Raw genomic sequence first — 23,802 nt, forward strand, 5'->3', positions numbered from 1 at the left:
AAACCGACGACACTATCGGCCCTTTAATTGTATTATTTTTTATACGGGAATTGCTAATGGCTTGAGGGGAGACGGATCAAAAATAAGAAAATCGAATTCGCGGAATGCGGCAATCATGGCATCCGACTTCAATGTTCCATGCGCACTCCTTCGCTTCTTCCGATTTTTCTTTTGAGCGGGCATGCGGAAAAATCCGGCTCAGGATGGGTTGCGTTTTTCAACCGTCAGCATCTCCAAAGCCAGTTCCGCCATGTTTTCAGAGCCTCCGCCCAGCCCTAATTGCGCCTTGACGCCCTCCAGATTCCCGCGCATTTGCCGGGCGTAATCGGCATCAGTCAGGATTTTCAGGATTTCGGCCGAGAGATTTTCGGCGCTGGCCTCGTGCTGGATCAGCTCCTTGACGATGCCTTTGCCGGCGACGATGTTCGGCAAGCCGATGAACGGCGTTTTTACCAGAAGGCGGCCCAGCCAATAAGTCATCGGCGCCAGTTTGTAAGCGATGACCATCGGAACGGTCAGCAGCGCGATTTCCAGCGTCGCCGTGCCCGAGGTCGTCATGATCGCATCGCAGCATTGGATCGCGTCGTAAGGCTCGTTTTTAACGACCGTGATCCCGACCCGGGCCGATTGCAGATAGACTTGCAGCAACTCGTCGGGAATGGAGTCGGCCTGGGGCAGAAGGAACCGGACTTCGGGCAGGACGGCTGCGATCGCCTCGGCCGCTTCGAGCATAACCGGCAACATGCGCCTGATTTCGCCGATGCGGCTGCCGGGCAACAGACCGACGATCGGCCGGTCGGAGCTCAATCCGTAGCGCATGAAATCTTCGTCCCGGCCGAAGCGCGGATGGACCTTGTCGATCGACGGATGGCCGACGTAACGCACCGGCACGTTTTCGGCCTGGTAATATGCCGTTTCGAACGGAAAAATCACCGCCATCATGTCGATCACTTCGCCGTATTTCCTGACCCGGCCGGGCCGCCAGGCCCAGACCTGAGGGCTGACGTAAAACAAAACCTTGACGCCGAGCCGTTTGGCGTATTTGGCCAGCTTGAAGTTGAATTCCTTGTAATCGACGCAGACCAACAGATCCGGTCTTTCCTCCCGGACGATTTGCCGCATCAGCTTGAAAGCGCGCCGGATGTCGCCGTAATGTTTGACGACCTCCACCAGGCCGATTACCGCGATTCGGGCGGAGTCGTAACGGACGTCGATGCCCGCTTCCCTCATCCGGGCACCGCCCATGCCGATACCGTGAACGGCCGGCAGGCGCTTTTTCAGCTCCAAAAACATATGCGCGGCATGCCGGTCGCCGGAGGCTTCGCCGGCACTGAACAAAACGGTCGGAGAACGCTGCATCGAAGGGGATCCGCCAGCGTTTCAGGCGCTCAGCACGCCCCGGATCACGCCGGCAATTTCCTTAATCGTGTGGTCTTCGATCGAAGAACAGATCGGCAGCGACAAACAGCGGCAAGCGATGTCTTCGGTCACCGGCAAAGTCACGCCGGCGCACTCTTCTTTGAACGCATTTTGCTGATGCAGCGGCACCGGATAATACACGGCACAGGCGATCTGCTGATCCTGCAGCGCTTTCATCACTTCGTCGCGCCGGTCGCATAAAAGCGTGTATTGATGATAAACGTGCACGCCGAGACCGTCTTCGTAAGGCGTCGCCAGCGGCAAGTCGCCCAGCAGTTCGGAATAAAGGTGCGCGGCGCGGCGCCGTGCCCGGTTATACTGGTCGATGCGCTTGAGTTTGGCCCGGAGAATCACCGCCTGCATTTCGTCCAGACGACTGTTGTAGCCGATGATGTCGTGATAATAACGGACTTTCGAACCGTGATTGTGCAGCATTTGCAGGGTTTCCGCCGCTTGGTCCGAATTGGTCACGACCAGTCCGCCGTCGCCGAAAGCGCCGAGGTTTTTGCTCGGGAAAAAACTGAAGCCGGCGGCGTGTCCGATCGATCCGGTCTGCTTGCCGTTGATTGAAGCTCCGAACGACTGGCAGCAATCTTCGATCAGCTTGAGATTGTGTTTCTCGCAGAGGCCGGCGATGGCCGTCAAATCGGCCGGCTGGCCGAACAGATGCACCGGCATCACCGCTTTGGTAAGCGGCGTAATCGCTTGTTCGATTGCTTCGGGCGAAATATTGAAAGTTTTGGGATCGATGTCGACGAAGACCGGTCTGGCACCGACGTATTTAATGGCTTCGGCGGTCGCAATAAAAGTGAACGCCGTGGTAATCACTTCATCGCCGGCGCCGATGCCTTCGGCAAGCAACGACAGATGCAGGGCGTCGGTTCCGGAAGCAACGCCGATGGCGTGTTTGACGCCGAGATACTCGGCGCATTCCCGTTCAAACGCCTGAACGTTAGGACCTAAAATAAACGAACAACGGGCGATCGTTTCGGCCAGCCCTTGCTCGACTTCCTCCCTGATTTCAGCGTATTGGGCTTTCAGGTTCACCATCGGTATCATTGTCATGCCTTTTCTAATTACTCGGTAATCGGTTGATTTGAATTCGGAAACGAAACGGGCTTCGGATTAATGCAAAAGCTCGCCGATCTTGATCGCCGTCGCCAAGGCCCGCCGTCCGGCTTCGCCCGACACCAGCGGGTTCTCTCCGCGATGAATGCAACGGACAAAATGCCGGATTTCTTCCAGCAAGGCGTCGCCGCTTTCAAAAACGGACTCCTCGGTGACTATTTCGGGAATGCCGGGGAACATTTCCCGGATGCCGGTGCGATGCTTGGTCAGCACACGGTTCTGGAAATCCACCGACACGTAGGAACTCGGCCGGAACAGGCGCATTTTGCGTTCCATCTTCATACTGATCCGGCTGGCGGTGACGTTGGCCACGCAGCCGTTTTTAAAAAGAAGCCGGGCGTTGGCAATGTCGATGCCCTGAGTCAGAACCGCGGTGCCGCTGGCATCGATGCGCTCGACTTCGGAGTCGACCAGAGCCAGAATGATGTCGATGTCGTGGATCATCAGATCCAGCACCACGCTGACGTCGTTGGCGCGGGGATTGAACGGCGACAGGCGGTGAGATTCGATGAACAGCGGCTTCTCGTCCTTGTCGAGCCCCAGCACGGCGGGATTGAACCGTTCCAGATGGCCCACTTGCAGAATCAGCCCCTTCTGTTCGGCAATGGCGATCAGTTCATCGGCCTCCTCGACCGTAACAGTGATCGGCTTTTCCACCAGAACATGGGCGCCGGCATTCAAAAAGTCTCTGGCCACCTGGTGATGAAGCGTCGTCGGCACCACCACGCTGACCGCATCGACCGCCCCGAGCAGCGCTTGATAGTCGGTCAAGGCTTGCGCGCCGTATTTTTCGGCGACGTTCGCCGCGGCTGTTTCATTGGTGTCGACGACCGCGACCAATTCGCAATCCGGCAACGAAGCATATTTTTCGGCATGGAATTTTCCAAGATACCCAGCGCCAATGACTGCGCATTTTAATTTATTCATGTGATGAGACAGGTAGTTCAACGATCAACGCCGCGCATTGCCTGATAATTCCCGCCCTTTTGCCGGAGCCATCCGCTCTGCTTTCGATACGATTGGAGCATTGTAAACCATCGGCCGCGCATTCAGAAATGCTTTAATCGCACCTTTTATCCCGGCAGCCGTTGCCGGGATAAGAGTTCCTGCCGCCGAAGAACCGGTCGATTAGACGGGACCTTAAGCCGCCAATAATTTGAGTCCAATCATAGAACGGTTTTATGTTATTCTAATGCGCTTGGTTTTTTGTTAAATTCCGATATCACTTTTATGCGGACTCGCGTTAAAATTTGCGGTTTTACTCGTGTCGAGGATGCGGTCTGTGCCGCTCGCCTTGGCGTGGATGCGATCGGCCTGGTGTTTTATCCGCCCAGCCCGAGAAACGTGGAAATCGCTCAGGCCGTCCGCATGGTCGAAGCCCTCCCCGCCTTCGTTTCGGTGGTGGCCCTGTTCGTCGATGAAGAAGAATCCCGCATTCGAGAAGTTTTACGAAGAGTTCCGGTCGACTGTTTGCAGTTTCACGGCGACGAATCGGCCGAGACCTGCCGGCGCTATGGCAAGCGCTACATCAAGGCGGTACGCATGCGGCCGGGCACCGATATCCCGGCGCTGGCCCGGCAATATAACGATGCCGCCGGTTTGTTGCTCGACGCCTGGCATCCCGGCGTCCAAGGCGGCAGCGGCAGCCGGTTCGACTGGGAGTTGATTCCGGAAAATTGCGCCTTGCCTATCGTGCTGGCCGGCGGGCTGGAAGCGGGCAATGCAAGAAAGGCGATACATACGGTAAAACCGTATGCGTTGGATGTGAGCAGTGGCGTGGAAGCCGAAAAAGGTGTGAAGGATGCAGCCAAAATGGCGGCATTCATGTCGGAAGTTAACGAGGGTGATAGAAAAATAATATGACAGCACAATATACCATGCCCGATGAGCGGGGCCATTTCGGCCCTTACGGCGGCATCTTCGTCGCGGAAACGCTGATACCGCCCATTCAGGAGCTCAACGCCGCTTATCAGCGGTATTTGAAAGATCCCGAATTTCTCGCCGAACTGGATGCCGATTTGCAGCATTACGTCGGCCGGCCGTCGCCTTTGTATCATGCCGAACGCTGGAGCCGGGAACTCGGCGGCGCGCAAATCTATTTGAAGCGGGAAGACCTCAACCATACCGGCTCGCACAAGATCAACAATACCGTCGGCCAGGCGCTGCTGGCCAAGCGCATGGGCAAAACCCGGATCATCGCCGAAACCGGCGCCGGCCAGCACGGCGTCGCCACAGCCACCGTGGCCGCGCGGCTGGGCCTGGAATGCGTCGTGTACATGGGCGCGGTCGACGTCGCCCGCCAGTCCCTGAACGTTTACCGGATGAAACTCTTGGGCGCCAAAGTCGTCGCAGTCGAATCGGGCTCGAAGACGTTGAAAGATGCTCTGAATGAGGCACTGCGGGACTGGGTAACCAACGTCGACAATACGTTTTACATCATCGGCACGGTCGCAGGCCCGCACCCCTACCCTGCGATGGTTCGGGATTTCCAGGCCATTATCGGCCGGGAAGCCAAACAGCAGTGCCGGGAAATGACCGGACGCCTTCCGGACGCCCTGGTGGCCTGCGTCGGCGGCGGCTCCAACGCGATCGGCCTGTTTTATCCGTTCATCGACGATCCGTCGGTGCAATTGTACGGCGTCGAAGCCGCAGGCGACGGCGTCGCCACCGGCCGCCATTCCGCTCCGCTGTGCGCAGGCCGGCCCGGCGTGCTGCATGGCAACCGCACCTATTTAATGGCCGACGACGACGGCGAAATCATCGAGACTCATTCCATTTCGGCCGGGCTCGATTATCCCGGAGTCGGGCCCGAACACGCTTGGCTCAAGGACACCGGCCGCGCCAACTACGTCAACATCACCGACAACGAGGCGCTGGAAGGCTTCTACGCCCTGACCCGTACGGAAGGCATCATTCCCGCGCTGGAGTCAAGCCATGCGATGGCTTATACGATGAAACTGGCTCCGAAAATGAACAAAGACCAGACCATTATTGTCAACCTGTCCGGTCGCGGCGACAAAGATATGCAAACCATGGCCAAGCGCGAGGGGATAGAACTGTGAGCCGATTAGCCGCCAAATTTGAAGAATTGTCGAAAGCGGGCCGCAAGGCTCTGATTCCGTTCATTACCGCCGGCGACCCCCATCCCGATTTCACGGTGCCGATGATGCATGCGATGGTCAAGGCCGGCGTCGACGTGATCGAACTGGGCGTGCCTTTTTCCGACCCGATGGCGGACGGTCCGGTCATCCAGCGCGCCAGCGAACGCGCCCTCGCCCATAAGATGAGCCTGCGGCGGACCCTGGCGATGGCGATGGAATTTCGAAAAATCGACCGGAAAACGCCGGTGGTGCTGATGGGCTATTTGAATCCGATCGAAGCGATGGGCTATGAAGATTTCGCCAATGCGGCTCAGCGGGCCGAAGTGGACGGCATTTTGACGGTCGACCTGCCGCCCGAAGAGGGCGAGGAATGCGGGGCTCTGCTCAAGGCGCGGGGCATCGACCCGATCTTTCTCTTAGCGCCCAACAGCAGCGACGAGCGCATCCGGAAAATGTCCAGGATCGGCAGCGGCTATCTTTATTACGTGTCGCTGAAGGGCGTTACCGGCGCCGGGCATCTGGACATCGCGGACGTGGAAAAAAAACTGAAACAAATCAGGGCCAACGCCGCTCTTCCGGTCGGCATCGGTTTCGGCGTCAAGGATGCCGAGACGGCAAAAATAATTGCGGACATCGGCGATGGCGTCGTGATCGGCAGCGCCCTGATCAGCAAAATAGAAAACAATCTGGATGATCCCGAGCGCGCTAAAATTGAAATCGTCGAATTGTTAACGGCCATGCGCCGGGCGATGGACAATTCGACGGCAACGGCATGATCCCAATGAAGTACGAAGAGGCAGATAGAAGACGATGAGTTGGTTTCAGAAACTGGTTCCATCCACAATTCGAACAGAAAACTCCAATAAAAAAGGGACCGTTCCCGAAGGATTATGGAACAAATGTCCCAGTTGCAATGCAATACTCTACAACCTGGAACTGGAAAGAAACCTGAGCGTCTGTCCGAAATGCGAACATCACATGCGCATTCCGGCGAGAACGAGGCTGGACATCTTTCTCGATGAAGAAGAGCGTGAAGAAATCGGCAAAGGCGTAAAACCGGTCGATCCGTTAAAATTCAAGGACAGCAAGAAATACAAGGACCGCATCGCCCAGGCGCAAAAACAAACCAAGGAAAACGACGCTCTGGTCGTCATCAAGGGCAAGCTGAAAGGCCGGGGTATTGTCGCGGCCGCCTTCGATTTCAACTTCATGGGCGGCTCGATGGGCTCGGTCGTCGGTGAACGCTTTATCCGCGGCGTCAACAAAAGCCTGGAGCTGGGCATTCCGTTCATCGTCTTTACCGCCAGCGGCGGCGCACGCATGCAGGAATCGCTGTATTCGCTGTTCCAGATGGCGAAAACCAGCGCAGCGCTCACCAAACTGTCCGAGCACGGCATTCCTTATATTTCCTTTATGACCGACCCGACGATGGGAGGCGTTTCCGCCAGTCTGGCGATGCTCGGCGACATCAACGTAGCCGAGCCGAACGCCCTGATCGGCTTCGCCGGTCCCCGGGTCATCGAGCAAACGGTGCGCGAAAAATTGCCCGAAGGCTTTCAGCGCAGCGAATTTCTTCAGGAACACGGCGCCATCGACATGATTATCGACCGGCGGGAAATGCGCGATAAAATAGCGAGCATTCTGGCCATGCTGACGGCAGGCCGAACGCCGGCCTTTGCCCCGGCCCTTGCCGTCCCCGATACCGACGCGAACGAGGTTGCCGAAACGCCCGAAACGGAGCCGCTGCTGGACAGCATAGCCACCGATATCGAACAGAATCTTGATCAGGATGAATGACTGCATCCGGGCGCAATCGGTTAATGCAGCATTTTGATACCCTGAAGGGCTGGCTGGATTGGCAGGAAAGCTTGCATCCTTTGGCGATAGACCTCGGACTGGAACGGGCCGCCAACGTTTTTTCCAAACTGAATCCGGATTATCTCAAGCCGGTCACCGTCACGGTAGCCGGCACCAACGGCAAGGGTTCCTGCGTCGCCTATCTGGAAGCGATCTATCGGGCCCAGGGTTATCGGGTGGGCGCCTATACCTCGCCTCATATCCTGAAGTACAACGAACGCATTAAAATCGACGGCCAGCCGGTAGAGGACGCTGCGATTTGCGCCGCCTTCACCCGTATCGAGGCGGTGCGCGGCGACGTCACCTTAAGCTATTTCGAGTTCGGGACCCTGGCCGCCCTTGATCTGTTCTTTCGATCGAAAGTCGACATCCAATTACTGGAGGTCGGCTTGGGCGGGCGGCTCGATGCGGTCAATATCATCGACCCCGACGTCTCGCTGATCAGCAGCATCGGCATCGATCATACCGACTGGCTGGGACCGACGCGGGAAGACATCGGCAGGGAGAAGGCCGGCATTTTCAGGGCGGCGACTCCGGCCATTGTCGGCGATCCGGACCCACCCTTTTCGATCTTTCAGACGGCCGAAAGCAAAAAAGCCCGGCTGTATTGCATCGGCCGGGATTTCAGGTACCACAAACACGGGAATGAATGGCACTGGAGCGCCGATCGGCAACAATGTTTGCATTTACCGGAACCGGCTTTGAAAGGCGAACACCAGTATCGCAACGCTTCGTCCGTGCTATTGTCGGTATCCCTGCTCCAGGACAGGCTGCCGGTCAGCGACGCGTCCATCCGTACGGGTCTGGCGGCGACTCGCCTACCCGGTCGTTTTCAGTTGATCGACGGCGATGTTCCGATCCTCCTGGACGTCGGACACAACCCTCAGGCGGTCGGCACCCTGGCCGAATACCTGCATGAGCATTTTCCGGGCAAACGCGTGCATGCGATTTTCTCGATGATGAAAGACAAGGACATAGCCGGAGTCCTTGAAATCATGAATCCTTTTGTCCATGACTGGTTTTTTGCGCCGTTAGCCAATCCCAGATCCGTTACGGAGCCGGTGATACGAGAAATTTTTTTAAAAAACTCGATAAGCAGACTATCCTTCGGTTTTAAGGATTTTTCCGCAGCATTTGCGGCAGCCAGACAACACTCCCGAAAAGGCGACCTGCTGCTGGTTTTCGGATCCTTTCTATTAGTGTCTGACTGCCTGACTGAGCTAAACAAAAAGTGAGTTAACGATATGGACCAGGAATTAAAACAACGTTTGATCGGAGCGGCCGTAGTCACCGCCTTGGCGGCCATTTTTATTCCCATGCTGTTCGACGATCCGATCGACGACAGTGGCAAGGCAGTGAGCGAAATGAGCATTCCGCAAACGCCCGCCGTCACCGCCGAAGCCCCGGCGAACAAACTGCCGGCCAGCGCCGGGGAAGTAACGTCGCAGCCGCTTGAAGCCGAAGCGGAAACCCAAGACGCCGCGCGCGAGCCGGAGCCTCAAGCGCCGGAAAACAGCGAGCCGGAAGTGGTGGTAACCGAAGATACCGGGCAACCCGTCGACAATCAACAGTGGGTTGAAGAAAAATCCGTCGAAGCAGAACCGGAACCGGCGGCTGAAGACGTTTCGGCTCCTGCGCCGGCGGAAGCCGAAGCCGTGGAATCCCCCGCCCCGGCCAAGCCGACGGAACACAAGCGACCCACTCCGCCTCCGTCTCCGTCTTCAATTTCCGAAAGTCTGGAAGAGCAGGCCAAACCGGCGCCGGTCAAATCGGCTACCGAGCCCGTGGCGCCTCCGGTCAAAAAATCCGCCGCAGCGCCGAAAACCGAAGCTTCCAAAGCCGGCAAAGGACTGAGCCGATGGTATATTCAGGCCGGCAGCTTCGGTAAGAAGGAAAATGCACTGGCCCGTCTGGCGGATTTGCAAAAACAGGGACTGCCCGTACTGATGGAAACGCAAAATACGGATAAAGGCACCTTATACCGGCTCAAAGTGGGCCCCCAGCTCGATAAAAAGCGGGCCATCGAAATCAAGAACCGGCTCAACAAACAAAACATCAAATCGATCATAATTGCCGAATGATGTCTAAGGGTTGAGTTTCCGTGGCTCTTTTCTCGGGTATGATTTGGGTAGACTATGCCATTCTTGGGCTGGTCGGCATTTATTTTATCGTCGGTTTGGCGCGCGGCGGCAACAAGGAAATGCGGTCGCTGCTGGGCTGGTTGCTGGCTCTCGGCATAGCCTGGTGCTATGCCCTGGAATTTTCGGCCTTTCTGCAGACGGCCGTGGCTCACCCGCCGGCCAGAATGGCCGCCTCGTTTGTTCTGATGCTGACGATCACCCGAATTTTCGCCGGTTTGATATTTTTTCTAATGGCTGAAGGAACAACAAAAGACAGGGTAACGCTGCTGGGCCATGCGGCGGGCATGATGGTCGGCCTGGTCCGCGGCTTGATTATCGTTGCTGCGATTGTCCTGTTAAGCGGACTGACGCCTCTGCCGAAGGATTCCTGGTGGCTGGAATCCCGATTGATTCCGCCTTTTCAATCGGTGGCCGTCTGGAGCCGGGATCATATTCCGTCAGGAATCGGCGGGTACATTCATTTCAGTTAGTTATTTTTAATTTTCAGGTCGATAAAAATGTGTGGTATAGCTGCTATTGTTTCTCATCAAAACGTCAATCAGGAGTTATTTGATGCACTGACAGTCCTGCAACATCGCGGACAGGATGCCGCCGGCATCGTTACCAGTGAAAACGGGCGATTGCACTTGCGTAAGGACAACGGGCTCGCCCGCGACGTATTCACCAATGCCCAGATGCTGAAATTGAGAGGCAACATGGGCATCGCCCACGTCCGTTATCCGACCGCCGGCTGCACCAGTTCGGCCGAAGCGCAGCCGTTTTACGTCAATTCCCCGTTCGGCCTGACCCTGGCGCACAACGGCAATCTGACCAATACCGAAGAATTGAAAAAAGCGCTGTTCGTCGAAGACCAGCGCCACATCAATACCGATTCCGACTCCGAAGTGTTGCTGAACGTGTTTGCGCACGAATTGCAGAGCCTCGGCAAGCTGCATTTGACCGTCGACGACGTGTTCGAGGCGGTGCGCGGCGTCCATCGCCGATGCCGGGGAGCCTATGCGGTGGTGATCATGATCGCCGGTTTCGGCATCCTCGGCTTCCGCGATCCCCACGGCATCCGGCCGGTCGTTTTCGGCGAACGCAAAACCGACAAGGGCTCCGAATTCATGATTGCATCGGAAAGCGTCGCCCTCGACGTACTCGGCTTCGATCTGATTCGGGACATCGAACCCGGCGAAGCCGTTATCATCGAAGAGTCCGGCATACTGCATACCCGGCAGTGCGCGGACCAGGTCGATCACTGCCCCTGCATTTTCGAATACGTCTATTTTGCCCGCCCCGACTCGATCATCGACGATATTTCGGTGTATAAGGCCCGTCTTAGAATGGGCGAGAAGCTTGCCGAGAAAATTCAGCGGGTATGGCCGGATCACGACATCGACGTGGTGATTCCGATCCCCGACACCAGCCGCACGGCTGCGTTGCAGATGGCCAATCGGTTGGGCGTGAAATTCCGCGAAGGATTCATCAAAAACCGTTATATCGGCCGGACTTTCATCATGCCCGGCCAGAAAATGCGGCAAAAATCGGTCAGACAAAAATTGAACGCGATCGGCCTCGAGTTCGAAGGCAAGAATGTTTTGCTGGTCGACGACTCGGTGGTCCGGGGCACGACGTCCGAACAGATCATTCAGATGGCCCGGGACGCAGGCGCCAAAAAAGTCTATTTTGCCTCCGCGGCGCCGCCGGTCCGCTATCCGAACGTCTACGGCATCGACATGCCGGCGGCGCACGAATTGATTGCCCATAACCTGACCGAAGAGGAAGTGTGCAAGGCGATCGGCGCCGATCGGATAATTTACCAGGATCTTCAGGACCTGATCGAAGCCGTGCGCAAGGGCAATACCGCCATCGAACATTTCGACACTTCCTGCTTCAGCAAGGAGTACATTACCGGCGACATCGACGACGACTATCTCGCTCGCATCGAAGCCTTGCGCAATGATCATGCGCAAAGCCAGCGCAATTCGGAAAATTTCATTATCGAAATGCAGAATTGCCAATAATCGGCAAGCCCGACAGATTTAACAACCTATCTTGTCGGGTTGTCGTCGCCGACCCAACCTACTCTCCGAGACATCATGAACGAAATCGACTGGAACGACTATTCTCTGGAAACGCAAGCCATCCGGGCCGGCCATCACAGGACCCATGAAGGCGAACACAGTCTGCCCATTTTCGCTACGTCCAGCTATGTGTTCAACAGCGCGGAAGAAGCTTCTTTGCGTTTTACCGGACAACTGCCGGGCAACGTCTATTCCCGCTTTACCAATCCGACCGTGGCCGCCTTTCAGGAACGGCTGGCGCTGATGGAAAAAGGCGAGCGCTGCCTAGCTTTCGCTTCCGGCATGGCGGCGATCATGGCGGTCGGCATGGGCTTGCTGAAAGCCGGCGATCACGTCGTCTGCTCGCGCGGCGTATTCGGCAATACCGTGCTGCTGTTCCAGAACTATTTCGGCAAGTTCGGCGTCGCCACCGACTTTGTCGACCTGACCGACCTTGCCGCCTGGGAAGCGGCCATCCGGCCGAATACCCGTTTTCTGTTTCTGGAAACGCCGTCCAATCCGTTGACGGAAATCGCCGACGTCGCCGAACTGGCGTCCATCGCCCATCGGCACGGCTGTCTGCTCGTCGTCGACAACTGCTTCTGCACGCCGGCCCTCCAGAAACCGTTCGAACTCGGCGCCGACATCGTCGTGCATTCCGCGACCAAGTATCTGGACGGGCACGGACGCTGCGTCGGAGGCGCGGTGATCGCCGGCAGCGAGATTATCGAAAAATCGATTTATCCGTATCTGCGCACCGGCGGCGCCGCAATGAGTCCGTTCAACGCCTGGGTTTTTTTGTCGGGCCTGGAAACCCTGGCGGTCCGGATGAAAGCGCATTGCGACAACGCTCTGGCGCTGGCTCAATGGCTGGAGCGGCAGCCGGGCGTGAGCCGGGTTTATTATCCCGGCCTTCCGTCCCATCCCCAGCACGAACTGGCTCGCCGGCAGCAAAGCCATTTCGGCGCCATCGTCAGTTTTGAGCTGAGCGGCGGCAAAGAGCATGCCTGGCGGCTGATCGACGCCACCGAAATGCTGTCGATCACGGCAAATCTGGGCGACGTCAAAACCACCATTACTCACCCGGCCACGACGACGCACGGCCGCCTGACGCCGGAAGTCCGGGCCGCCGCCGGCATCAAGGACGGTCTGGTAAGAGTTTCGGTCGGTCTGGAAAACATCGAGGACATCAAGAAAGACCTCTTGAGAGGCTTATAGCCTCTCTCCCTTAATGCCCAGGTTAAGCTGCCGGACTATCGAGAGTCGCAAAGCTTGCTTTGCGACTCTAAACCTTGTCGAACTTATAAAAAAAGACCTGCTGTTATTGCGCTAAAGCGGCCATTTTCTTCCTCGATTTCGTCAAAAACCTCTTTCATCCTTTTTTCGGACAACAAACAGCCTGGGCGCGGAAGCCTTGTGTTCGTCCGAAAAAATCGCCGTCGACGAAAATTGCGCCGGATTCACCGCTCCGCACCATGCTTCAACCTGCCGGGCTTCCTCGGCGCCTCCCGGATGACCGGGATAAGCAAGTACGGTCAGGATGCCGCCGGGAGCCAGGAGCCTGGCCGCGGCATTCAATGCCGGCAAGGTCGTCTCCGCTGCGGTAATGATGCGCTTGTCGCTGCCCGGCAGATAACCCAGATTAAACATGCAGGCTCTGATCCTGCCGTGAAATTCCGCCGAAATTTTTTCTTCCATGCCGGCATGGCTCTCGCGCAGCAAGATCAGGCAATCGCGCCATCCTGCCCGGTCCGCCTTAGCGGCCGCCGAGTCGAGAGCCGCCTGCTGGACATCGAAGCCGAACACTTTCCCGGAGGGTGCTATTTGCCGAAGCAGAAACAGCGTATCGAAGCCGTTGCCGACCGTAGCGTCGACGGCAACATCGCCCTCATGCAAACGGGGCCGGATCCGATCGTGGGCGCTGTCAACCAGGGAAATGCGTCGCATAATACCGCCGGATGTCGCATCGTTGAGGAACGGGAATATCCTTTAACAAAAAATCCGCCAGTTGCCGGCTATAAGCCGGAATCGACAGGCTGCCCCTGGCGCCGAAACCGTTAAAGACGGCAAGCCGGCGCAGTTTCGGGTGAACGCCGAGAAAAGGCTGCTTGTCCTGCGTGCCTGGGCGGACATTCGCCCGATGGTCGACGACGCCGACGGTCAGATCCGGCGCCATCCGGCCGAGCGCCGACAATAATTCGTTTTTGCCCGACTCGGTAGGCGCCGTATCCGGACGATTGCGGTCAAAAGTAGCCCCGACCCGGATTCGCCCGGAACCTTGCGGAATCAGCCAATGTCCGAAATTGACGATCCGGTCCGGCAACGCGGTTTGATGCTCCAGCGTTAAAATTTCACCTTTGGCAGGCTGGAACGGCAGCCAGGAAAACCAGGGATTGGCTGCCGTCCGGTAGCCTTCGCAAAAAACGATCTGCTCCGGATAAAGGTCTTGCCATTTCAAGACCGGCGAGAGTTCGATGTCCCGGTAATCCATTTCGGCGAGCCGGTAACACGACCGTTCGATGAAAAAATTTTTCAGACATTCGAGCAGTGATTCGGTCAGCAAATGGCCGGTTTGCCTCTGCTCGAGGAATCCGAACGGCGCCTTGAAGCCGATGTCAAGACGACCGGGCGGATGCAGTTCTCCCAGATAATCGCGGTAGCCGGGATCGTTCAGGCGCAGCAGCGCCTGATCCCTTTCCGCTGGATTCCGAAAAATCCTGAGCATCGGCTTTTCCTGAAAAAACGCTTGCCGGAAATCATCGGACAACAGGCGATAACATCGCCGTGCTTCGGGCAACAGCGAGTCGACGTCGGCCGATTTGACCAACCTCATGCCGGTCACCGGATTGATCAGCCCTGCCGAGACTTGCGAAGCGTTTTCCCTGCCGTTATCGACAACCACCACCCGGCGTTGCCGCCGCATCAGTTCCAGCGCCAGCAAACTGCCCGACAGGCCCTGGCCCAGGATTAAAAAATTAATCTTCATACGATTCAAATGAATGGGAATACCGCCCGAATAACAGGCGGGTACAAATTTCGTCTATGTTATGTACAAGTTATGGTACAATAGCCTAACTGCGGAATTGTCAAAAATAAATAGATATTTCAAACGCTTACTTGATATATATGACAATCCGGCATTCAGCATCTCTTCGTAGGGTCCAGCCTTGATTAAAGCGTGCTGACTGCATTGATTGTATTATCCGAGCCAAAGGAGCACTTAATGACGAATGTTAAGGACGATACCGCGCAGTATCTGATCAGTACGGTCTCCAAGCGATCCGGGGTCAAATCCGATCTGGTCAGAGCATGGGAACGCCGATACCAGGCCGTGGTGCCGTCACGCACCGCCGGCGGTCATCGCGTTTACACCGATCTGGACATAGCCCGTCTTAAATTATTGAATCAGGCTACCAATCAAGGCCACAGCATCAGCCAGATCGCCCGTCTGTCCCTTGAAGAGCTGAGAAAGCTTCTGCAAAAGGACGAATCCGGTCCGGCGGCAGCGGCGGCGCCAGTCTCCGGAACGTCATTGAGCGGGGAACGAAAATTTCTTGCCGATGATTATATCGAAAAATGTTACACCGCCGTGGTCGACTTCGATGCCCGAGCGCTGGAGTCGCATTTCGAACACGCCATCGTCGAACTGGGTTCGCAAGCTTTTATCGAAAATCTACTGGAGCCCTTATTGACGATGATCGGCGAACGCTGGCGAACCGGCGAACTGAGGCCGGTGCACGAACATATGGCGTCGTCGATTATACGCTCTTTGACCTACATCCTGCGCAATAACGCCCCCTGCCCTGCCAATGCCCCGCGCATGGTGGTCAGCACGCCCCTCGGCCAGCATCATGAATTGGGCGCCCTGCTGGCAGCGATTCTGGCCGAACTCAAAGACTGGCAGGTCACCTACCTCGGCCCCAATCTGCCGGCGGAAGAAATTGCCGCGGCGGTCAAATTCACCCAAGCAAGAGCGGTTACCCTCAGCATCAGTTTCAGTACCGAAGAGCCGGTCGTACAAAAAGAATTAAGGCGCCTGCGCAAACTGATCGGCAATGAAGTCGCTTTGATTGTAGGAGGAAGAGCAGCCGGCTATTATGAAGCCGTACTGGATGAAATCGGAGTGGCCAAGATCCAGAATTATCAATACTTCAGACATTACCTTGACCAACTGGCCGCCAAAGACGGCAACAATTCCGAAATTTCGAAATAGAACGGATGGGCTTTCCGGCCGGCATTCGTTCTCATCTGTTTTCTCTTGAAAGCTCTCAAAAAAAGGGGGCTTAAAGCCCCCCCTGAATGAGCGCACCTCAAACTTGTTGCACCGGTTCACCGGCCTTGACGCTCTTGTCGTCGGGTTTATCGAGTTTGGGTCCGGGCGATGGGATGCCGGTATCGATCTCGTCCATCGGCGGCCGGGGATCCTTGCCGGCCATCAGATCGTCGATCTGATACTTGTCGATGGTTTCCCATTTCATCAGGGCCTCGGCCATCTTGTGCAGAATCCCGAGGTGATCGGTCAGGATCTGTTCGGCCTTCTGATAATTGCGGTCGATCACCGCGCGGATCTCTTCGTCGATCTGGTGCGCCACCTCGTTGGAAACCTTGGCGCCGGGCGAGGCGTAGCCCATGAACGGCTGGCCGCTCTCTTCGCCGTACACCTGCGGCCCCAGCTTGTCGGAAAAGCCCCAGCGGGTGACCATGTTGCGCGCGAGCTCCGTGGCCCGCTCGATGTCGTTGGAGGCGCCGGTGGTGACCCGGTCGCCGCCGTAAATCATCTGCTCGGCGATGCGTCCGCCGAACAGGCTGGCGATCTGGCTTTCCAGCTTGCGCTTGCTGGCGCTGTACTGGTCGCGCTCGGGCAGGAACATGGTGATGCCCAAAGCCCGCCCCCTGGGCATGATGCTGACCTTGTACACCGGATCGTGCTCGGGCACGAGACGGCCGACGATGCAGTGGCCGGCCTCGTGGTAGGCGGTCAGGCGCTTGTCGTCCTCGGTCATCACCATGGTGTGCCGCTCGGCGCCCATCAGGATCTTGTCCTTGGCTTTCTCGAGGTCGGCCATGGTCACTTCCTGCTTGTTGGCGCGGGCCGCGAACAGCGCCGCCTCGTTGACCAGATTGGCCAGATCGGCCCCGGAAAAGCCCGGGGTGCCGCGGGCGATGTATTTCAGTTCGACGTCGGCCCCGGCCGGCACCTTCTTGATGTGCACGTTCAGGATCTGTTCGCGCCCTTTGACGTCGGGCAGGCCGACGTTGACCTGGCGGTCGAAGCGGCCGGGACGCAGCAGCGCCTTGTCGAGCACGTCGGCGCGGTTGGTCGCGGCAATGACGATGACCCCTTCGTTGCCGTTAAAGCCGTCCATTTCGACCAGCAATTGGTTCAACGTCTGCTCGCGCTCTTCGTTGCCGCCCGAGAATCCGGCGCCGCCGCGCTGCCGGCCGACTGCGTCGATCTCGTCGATGAAGATGATGCAGGGCGCGTGCTCTTTCGCCTGGGCGAACATGTCCCGCACCCTCGAGGCGCCGACCCCGACGAACATCTCGACGAAATCGGACCCGGAAATGGTGAAGAACTTGACCCCGGCCTCGCCGGCAATCGCCCGGGCCAGCAAGGTCTTGCCGGTGCCCGGCGGGCCCACCATCAGAATGCCTCGGGGAATCTGCCCGCCCAGCTTCTGGAATTTCTGCGGATCGGACAGAAAATCGACCAGTTCGACCACTTCTTCCTTGGCTTCCTCACAGCCGGCGACGTCGGCGAAGGTCACCGTGCGCTTGTCTTCTTCGAGCAGTTTCGCCTTGCTTTTGCCGAAGCTGCTGGCGCCCATGCCGCCGCCCTGAGTGCGCCGCATGTAAATGACCCAGACCGCGATCAGCAGCAGCATCGGAAACCAGGAAATGAAAATCTGCATCAGGAACGACTGCCGGGGCGGCTCCAGGGTGCGGATCTGCACCCTGGCGTTGACCAGGTCGTCGATCAGATGCGGATCGTCGGGATTGATCGTCTCGTAGTCCTGCCCTTCGTTGGTGCGGATCCGGATGTGCTTGTCCATGATCTCGACCCGGGCAATCTGCTTGGTTTTGACCATGCTCAGAAATTCCGAGTAGGCAATCGAATCCTGCATCGGCGGCGCCGTGTTGAGCCGGTTGAAAATCAGCAACGATCCCGAGATGACCGCGGCCCACAGCAGAAGGTTGAATAGGTTTGTCTTCATGATTTACTCCGGGGCATACATTGACTCGTGGATGACAACGCTCATGCCAGTGTTGCAGCGTCTGCTTGCGGATTTATCCGGCACGGGTTTTGTCCCTCTATCTGAAAATCGGAGAATAGTTTTTGGAAAAGCTGTCAACAATCGAATCATTCCCACATCCATGCCGGAAACGGTCTCATAAACAAGCCGTCAGTTGCTCCCCATAAAACAGTTTCATTTTATTAAGGGCGGCTACCTGGATTTGTCTGACCCGTTCACGGGTCAGATTCAGTTCCTTGCCGATTTCCTTCAAAGTCATTTCCCGACCGAAATGAATCCCGAAATGGCCGCAGATCACCATGGCTTCGCGAGGATTCAATAATTTAATAGCCTTTCTTATCAATTTTTCAAGATCCGACTGAGCGATATCGCCGAATGGGGGGGCAAATGTCTGCTGTTCCAGAAAATCGACCGGGGAAAAACTGTTTTCTTCATCTTCGTCCGAATCCTCCAGCGAAACGGAAGACTGCGAGATCGTCAAAACCGTGTGGATTTCCTCCCCGGTCAAGCCAGTAAAGTCCGCCAGTTCCTGTAGGGAAGGCTCCATGCCTCGTTGGAAAATAAACTGCTCTCTGGCGCGAAAAACTTTATTGATGATTTCCAACTGGCCGCAGGGTATTCTGACCACCCGCTCGCAGCGGGACAACGCTCTGGACATGGCCTGCCTGATCCAATACCCGGCGTAGGTGGAAAACTTGTATCCCAATTCATAATTGTAACGGTCGACCGCCCTGAGCAATCCTGTCTGACCTTCCTGAACCAGATCGTCAAAATCCAGAAATCCGCCTTTATATTGGTTGGCAATGAATAACACCAGACGAGAATTGGCCGTAGCGAGCTTGTTCCTGGTAGATAACCATTCATGTTCCGAATCGATGACGACCGGCAAAATTTGCTCTCTTTCCTCCTTCTGCAAAAACAGAAACGATTCGTTTAACGAATCATCCAAGGAGCATTTCAACAGATCGAAAAAGCGCCCGTCGACCGCACCGGTTCGCCGCTTCATCTGTTCCCTGCGTTTCAGCAGGCGGCTGGAATCGGCAGGCCCGCCGGGACAGACTGCGCCGCCACGAACTCTTCTCAACTCATCGAAAGTCAGGATCACATCGACCAAGCCGGTCAAATCATGAAAAGAAAACGGAAAGCGTCTCAGGGCTTCGGACAGGCGACGCCGGCTTTCGGCGGAATCCGAACCGCTGCCGGCCGCCTCCTGGACGGCCTGCAAATAGTATCTTTTTATCTCGGTCAGAGCCGGGACCGACTCGGGCAACCACGCGGATTCTTCGTCTGTTTCTGTCTCCGTGTTGTCATATTGTTGTTCATATTTGAACAACAAGTATAATGCGGACACGGGGAATCGGGACAAAGCCTCCGTCAGCCTGGTTTTCTCGGTGATCAATTCCCGAGCCGTTTGAAAATTACTGATCATTTTATTCTTGACCTCACTTTCGAAGATATTGACAGGCATTCGCTACAACTCTTTCCGGACCATAACCGAACCTTACGCGCCGAACCATTTTCTGTAGACGGATCACAAAATCACCCGGTCTCTGGTCTTTATGGTTTGCGGCAGGTCCGGGAATTCGTCTGAACCTTCCGCCTCACCGAGAATTAGAGTCGGCAACGGACCCATTCAATATCAGTTGCTAATAAGACAAAGCATTGCCGTATAAGTTTTAAAGAAATTCGACTTAACGATTCTTTTCGATACGAAATTTAACAACTATTGACAACATCGTCAAATTTTAATTATACAATATATGGACAATTTGAATGATTTGCTTTAATTTCTCTAATTTCTCTAAAGACAACATCCGAAGCCGGGCAATGCATGCTTTGCTTCTTAAAGTAATAGCACCGACTGGGTTGAGGTACGAAACCCAGCTTTTCCCAATCTTGGCAATGCCGGGTTTCCGCAAAGCTCCAACCCAGCATTATATGGTTTAGAGAAGCTATTTTTGGCCAAATCCTTAGCCGACTGGAAGCAGTGGCCGATTTACCGTTGGATATTTTCTTAAAACGTCGAGCCTTAATTATTTGCGGATTTTAACAACCATGAGAACCGCTAATAAGGCAAACAAGCTTGCGCAGAGAAAAGCCAAACGGTAGCTTCCCTGAATACTGTGGACATAACCCGCCGAGTAGGAAGCTAATGCTGCCCCAATCTGATGGGCACAGCAGATCCAACCGAATACGACACCGACGTTATTTTTGCCGAACAAATCGGCGGTCAGGGCCGAAGTGGCGGGCACCGTGGAGAGCCAGTTCAAACCATAAACCATCGAGAACAAGAGCATTTGTTCAATAGAGTCCACGAAAAGTAGCCCCATCAGCGACAGACCTCGCAAACCATAATAAATGGTCAACAATCGGCCTTTGTCAAAACGATCGCACAGCCAGCCGGATAAAATGGTGCCGAAAATGTCGGTTGCTCCCATCAATCCCAGCGATACCGCCATCGTCATTTCGGTAAAGCCATGCTCGATACCGTGTGGAATCAGATGGGTCTGGAACAGACCGGACGTCGTGAAGCCGCAAATGCCGAAACTGCCCGCCAACAGCCAAAACCGGGATTGGCGTATCGCTTTACGCATCGGATCGGGATCGGCCGGCACCGGTTTGATCTCGCTGCCGGCATGACCGTACGGAGGACACCCTTTCCGGATAGGTTCGTCAGCGAGCCAATAGGCCGAGAGCGGCAACACCAGCAATCCTAACAGTCCAGCCAATAGCAGAAAAGTCGGCCTCCAACCGAAGTCCATGTTGATCTGCATCAGCAAGGGAGTAAAAACCAGTTGACCGGATGAGAACGCGGCCCCGAGTACCCCGAGCGCCAGCCCTCGCCGCTCCGTAAACCAGCGGTTGACCAGGGCCGAACCGACAACGATCGACGTCCCTCCGGACCCGATGCCGGCGATGACTCCCCACAAGAGATACCACTGCCAAAGTTCTCTGATCATCGCACAAGCACCGGCCGCGACGGCCAGCAGCGCAACACTGACGATACAGACGCGCTTGGGACCATAAAGATCCATCCCGCGCCCCAGCCATGGACCGGAAATTCCGAAAAGCAACAGATTTAACGCCACGGCGCCGCTGATGGCGTCCCGGCTCCAGCCGAACTCGTGTTCCAGCGCCAGCATCAGAATCCCGGGCAACGACCGGAGTGCGGCGGAAAAAAACAGGCACACAAAGGTCACCGCCAACACGATCCAGGCATAATGCAACCTCCGTGGTGCGGAGTCCATCCTGTTTATATTCATCTCGAAGTCAGTCCGCATCTTCGATCTTATCGAGCAATTCGATCAACCTTGTAACCCCCTGGAGCAAAATCCCGCCCACGCCCAAGGCAAACCAGACCCCGATCACGAAGCCCCAGTGAATCGGCGCGGCGAAGAATTCTTCGCGAAACCAGAAGGTGTGTCCCCATTCGTTGAAACCGACGCTGACCAGGATCATGAACGGACCGAACACGGCCAGGGTCAACGGCAGCGAGATGCCTTTGGCGTACAGCGGCAGCCGGGTTCTGGCGTACAACCAAGCGCAGCCACCCAGAATCACGTACAGCGGAAAATTAAAGTAAAACTCGATGATGTGGTTGGCCGTGAACGGCGTATCTCGAATCGCGACCTGATGCCAGGAATTGTCCTGTTCGGCAAAATAACTGCCGGCCCAATACACCGCGAACGTATAAATGCTGATCCACATCGTCAGCGTGAAATAGCGGCGAATCTCTTCCTTCGGCGACAGCTTGTCCAACTGCCGGTCGCGAGTGAACCATAAATAGGCCCAGAGGCCGGTCATTACCACGGCGATCACCGCGAGCTCAATATAAAACAAGCGCATCCAGTACCGCTCAAACGCCGGTTCGGTCGAATCGAGCCCCGCCGAGACCGCAAAAGCGCCCTGATACAGACGCAAGCCGATATACATAACGGTCAGTGCGCCGAAGGTTTTCAGGTATCTCGGCAAATCCTGCAAATACCAGGGCAGCCGATTGCCGGTGTGCGTGACGGCGGGCATATTTTCTGATGTGGTAGCCATAAGGGTTCTCCTCTTGATGATTAAAACTTCGGTATCACGGCGGCGGACACGCTCGAAATAAAGCGCTCGCCGCCTTCGCTAGCGTAAAGAAACAAGAGGCCGCCGACACGGCTGTCCGCATCGTTGATCAGACCATCCAGTTTTTCGGTCTCCCATAAGGCGTCTTGCGCCGTCACGGTGACGGTTCGCGCTTCGCCGGGGCGTATCGGCGTATTGTCATCCAACTTTAGAACCGCATCGATTGACGAAGACCGTGAAGAGACGGCCGGCAGTTCGGTATTGGTAAAGCCGGCGTTCGCGGTATTGAATTCACCGAGCTGGACCGGCTTGTCGCTGCGGTTATCGATTCGGACGGTAAAGATCATCGCCCGCTTCGCGACGACGTATTCGGCCTTGACCGCTTCGGCATCGACCTGGCCCGCATTGACCAGGGCAGGCAGCGGCAATATCCGGTCCAAAGAGGCCTGCAACGGAATCGCGTTTGGATAGCGATGGATCGTGACCGCATTGATGGCCAGCACGGCCACGGGCACTGCCACCAGCACGGCCTTGGCGATCAGGCGATCGGTCGACGTGACCAGCTCCTCTTCCATACCGGCCTGCAGCATCCGGTAGCGCGAAATGAACAGCGGCCGGCGCACCCACCAGAGCAGCCAGCCCGTCGCCAGTACGCCCCAAAACAGGTGCCACCCGATGCCATTGAAGAGACCGACGCTTTCCATGTCGACGATGTCGCCGTTCAGCGTTCTGACGTCGTTGCTGAAATCGCCGGCCGTTCCGGAAATATCAAGCCAGGCGCCCGGCCCCATCACCTGACCCGCATCCTTCAGGTTGAAGAACGGATGAATGTGATAGCGTCCCGGCAAACGGCCTTTCAGCACGATTTTGAATTCATAATCGCCGCCCGGCTGTAGCGTGACCGAGTTGACCCACGGCTTGCCGTTCAGCCAACGCTCGGTACGGATAAGCACCGGTCCCGGTGTCGACACATTCAGAAAGGTCGCTTCCGGCTTCGGCACGCTGACCGGCCAGTACCGTAGGCTGGGTTGAGGTACGAAACCCAGCTTTCCCTTTGGCAAGGCTGGGTTTTCACTATCGCTCCAACCCAGCCTACGCAGGGATATTTCCAGCCTAACGCTGTTCCGGGCAGGCTATTCCCAATCACAATCCTCGATTTCCGGCGATGCCGCCCAATTTTCGGGATATACACCTCGCTTTACCCAGCGATGAAAAGATGAATACGGCCAATCTTTGACCTTCTGTACCAGTCCGTGTTTGACCGGGTTGTAATGAATGTAATCCAAATGATTGCGATAATCCTGGTCGTCTCGAATCCAATGCTCCCAATAACGGCGCTGTCAGATGCCTCTTTCTTGTTTCCGAAGGCGGCTTGGCGAGATGATCTCAGCGTTTGGGATCGATCGAGAGAAATGCGATTTGATCAACCGCCAGCGTGCGGAATAATCATGATTATTTGGAGGCATTTGCCAGATGCAATGGAGGTGTTCCGGTAAAATCACGATGGCGTCGATCCTGAACGGATGGTCGCTGCGAACCTGCCGGAAGGCGGCGCGCAAATTGTCGACATAGCGGATCAGAAGATCGCTGTCTCGGCGTTCGGCAAGGTTGACGGTAAAGAAATAGCAGCCACCGGAGGTACGTAGACGTTTGTAGGTTCGCATTTGACAAGCATAGTAAAGCTTTGTGAGGTTTGGCGGTGCCGGGTTTCGAGCCTCAACCCAGCCTACATGTTGATCGGATGATAATAATTTTAAAAATCAGCTATGCACAAGAATAGGCAGCCGACAACAAA

Annotated in this window: 20 protein-coding genes and 1 pseudogene; 10 read left to right on the forward strand and 11 right to left on the reverse strand. The window is 56.2% G+C overall.

Annotation, left to right across the window (positions count from 1 at the left end; all coding sequences use genetic code 11):
• Positions 1-198 precede the first annotated feature (198 nt).
• The 3 genes from lpxB to A3OW_RS0110100 form a co-directional block, all read right to left on the reverse strand.
• Positions 199-1,359: a lipid-A-disaccharide synthase gene (gene lpxB / locus A3OW_RS0110090; protein WP_020563321.1), complete on the reverse strand. Its 1,161-nt coding sequence runs from the start codon at positions 1,357-1,359 to the stop codon at positions 199-201.
• Between the two features lie 21 nt (positions 1,360-1,380).
• A complete protein-coding gene (locus tag A3OW_RS0110095; protein ID WP_020563322.1) occupies positions 1,381-2,478 on the reverse strand; it encodes a DegT/DnrJ/EryC1/StrS family aminotransferase in 1,098 nt (365 codons plus the stop codon).
• 66 nt (positions 2,479-2,544) lie between these two features.
• Entirely contained in the window at positions 2,545-3,474 is a 930-nt protein-coding gene (locus tag A3OW_RS0110100; protein WP_020563323.1) for a Gfo/Idh/MocA family protein, read from the reverse strand.
• Positions 3,475-3,777: 303 nt separating this feature from the next.
• Between A3OW_RS0110100 and A3OW_RS0110105 the strand changes: the two genes are divergently transcribed.
• The 9 genes from A3OW_RS0110105 (at position 3,778) to A3OW_RS0110145 (ending at position 12,909) form a co-directional block, all read left to right on the forward strand.
• The gene (locus A3OW_RS0110105) at positions 3,778-4,410 is read left to right on the forward strand and encodes a phosphoribosylanthranilate isomerase (RefSeq protein WP_020563324.1); all 633 of its coding nucleotides are present in this window, start codon (positions 3,778-3,780) and stop codon (positions 4,408-4,410) included.
• Complete coding sequence (gene trpB, locus A3OW_RS0110110) at positions 4,407-5,609, forward strand: tryptophan synthase subunit beta (protein ID WP_020563325.1); 1,203 nt, start codon at positions 4,407-4,409, stop codon at positions 5,607-5,609. Before A3OW_RS0110105 ends, trpB begins: the two co-directional genes overlap by 4 nt.
• Positions 5,606-6,424: a tryptophan synthase subunit alpha gene (gene trpA / locus A3OW_RS0110115; protein WP_020563326.1), complete on the forward strand. Its 819-nt coding sequence runs from the start codon at positions 5,606-5,608 to the stop codon at positions 6,422-6,424. The genes trpB and trpA overlap by 4 nt, the downstream gene beginning before the upstream one ends.
• Before the next feature lie 34 nt (positions 6,425-6,458).
• A complete protein-coding gene (gene accD, locus A3OW_RS24650; RefSeq protein WP_033411687.1) occupies positions 6,459-7,445 on the forward strand; it encodes an acetyl-CoA carboxylase, carboxyltransferase subunit beta in 987 nt (328 codons plus the stop codon).
• Positions 7,446-7,468: 23 nt separating this feature from the next.
• The gene (gene folC / locus A3OW_RS0110125; RefSeq protein WP_020563328.1) at positions 7,469-8,740 is read left to right on the forward strand and encodes a bifunctional tetrahydrofolate synthase/dihydrofolate synthase; all 1,272 of its coding nucleotides are present in this window, start codon (positions 7,469-7,471) and stop codon (positions 8,738-8,740) included.
• Positions 8,741-8,749: 9 nt separating this feature from the next.
• Complete coding sequence (locus tag A3OW_RS0110130) at positions 8,750-9,586, forward strand: SPOR domain-containing protein (RefSeq protein ID WP_020563329.1); 837 nt, start codon at positions 8,750-8,752, stop codon at positions 9,584-9,586.
• Between the two features lie 38 nt (positions 9,587-9,624).
• Positions 9,625-10,116 (forward strand): CvpA family protein, encoded by a 492-nt coding sequence (locus tag A3OW_RS0110135; RefSeq protein ID WP_020563330.1) that lies wholly within the window; start codon positions 9,625-9,627, stop codon positions 10,114-10,116.
• Between the two features lie 27 nt (positions 10,117-10,143).
• Positions 10,144-11,652, forward strand: a complete 1,509-nt coding sequence (gene purF, locus A3OW_RS0110140; RefSeq protein ID WP_026223477.1) for an amidophosphoribosyltransferase — start codon at positions 10,144-10,146, stop codon at positions 11,650-11,652.
• Between the two features lie 75 nt (positions 11,653-11,727).
• Entirely contained in the window at positions 11,728-12,909 is a 1,182-nt protein-coding gene (locus tag A3OW_RS0110145; RefSeq protein WP_020563332.1) for an O-succinylhomoserine sulfhydrylase, read from the forward strand.
• A 141-nt stretch (positions 12,910-13,050) separates the two neighbouring features.
• Here A3OW_RS0110145 and A3OW_RS0110150 read toward each other — a convergent pair whose 3' ends face one another.
• Together A3OW_RS0110150 and A3OW_RS0110155 are read right to left on the reverse strand one after the other, a co-directional pair.
• Entirely contained in the window at positions 13,051-13,638 is a 588-nt protein-coding gene (locus A3OW_RS0110150; RefSeq protein ID WP_020563333.1) for a class I SAM-dependent methyltransferase, read from the reverse strand.
• The gene (locus A3OW_RS0110155) at positions 13,616-14,677 is read right to left on the reverse strand and encodes an NAD(P)/FAD-dependent oxidoreductase (protein WP_020563334.1); all 1,062 of its coding nucleotides are present in this window, start codon (positions 14,675-14,677) and stop codon (positions 13,616-13,618) included. Before A3OW_RS0110155 ends, A3OW_RS0110150 begins: the two co-directional genes overlap by 23 nt.
• Before the next feature lie 237 nt (positions 14,678-14,914).
• Between A3OW_RS0110155 and A3OW_RS0110160 the strand changes: the two genes are divergently transcribed.
• Entirely contained in the window at positions 14,915-15,904 is a 990-nt protein-coding gene (locus A3OW_RS0110160) for a MerR family transcriptional regulator (protein ID WP_020563335.1), read from the forward strand.
• A 97-nt stretch (positions 15,905-16,001) separates the two neighbouring features.
• Here the strand turns inward: A3OW_RS0110160 and ftsH are convergent, their stop codons facing one another.
• The 6 genes and pseudogenes from ftsH to A3OW_RS29065 form a co-directional block, all read right to left on the reverse strand.
• Positions 16,002-17,906 carry an ATP-dependent zinc metalloprotease FtsH gene (ftsH, locus tag A3OW_RS0110165; protein ID WP_020563336.1) on the reverse strand — a complete coding sequence of 635 codons (1,905 nt, stop codon included), beginning with the start codon at positions 17,904-17,906 and terminating at the stop codon, positions 16,002-16,004.
• Between the two features lie 175 nt (positions 17,907-18,081).
• Complete coding sequence (locus tag A3OW_RS26400; protein ID WP_020563337.1) at positions 18,082-19,413, reverse strand: sigma-70 family RNA polymerase sigma factor; 1,332 nt, start codon at positions 19,411-19,413, stop codon at positions 18,082-18,084.
• A 565-nt stretch (positions 19,414-19,978) separates the two neighbouring features.
• On the reverse strand, positions 19,979-21,193 hold the full coding sequence (locus A3OW_RS0110175; protein WP_026223478.1) for an MFS transporter: 1,215 nt from the start codon (positions 21,191-21,193) through the stop codon (positions 19,979-19,981).
• Positions 21,194-21,215: 22 nt separating this feature from the next.
• The gene (amoC, locus tag A3OW_RS0110180; RefSeq protein ID WP_026223479.1) at positions 21,216-21,989 is read right to left on the reverse strand and encodes a bacterial ammonia monooxygenase, subunit AmoC; all 774 of its coding nucleotides are present in this window, start codon (positions 21,987-21,989) and stop codon (positions 21,216-21,218) included.
• A gap of 20 nt (positions 21,990-22,009) precedes the next feature.
• On the reverse strand, positions 22,010-23,068 hold the full coding sequence (gene amoB / locus A3OW_RS0110185) for a bacterial ammonia monooxygenase, subunit AmoB (protein WP_232422356.1): 1,059 nt from the start codon (positions 23,066-23,068) through the stop codon (positions 22,010-22,012).
• A 72-nt stretch (positions 23,069-23,140) separates the two neighbouring features.
• A pseudogene (locus A3OW_RS29065) lies at positions 23,141-23,671 on the reverse strand (REP-associated tyrosine transposase).
• Between the last annotated feature and the right edge of the window lie 131 nt (positions 23,672-23,802).

It is taken from the genome of Methylosarcina fibrata AML-C10, from assembly GCF_000372865.1.
Classification (GTDB): Bacteria; Pseudomonadota; Gammaproteobacteria; order Methylococcales; family Methylomonadaceae; genus Methylosarcina; species Methylosarcina fibrata.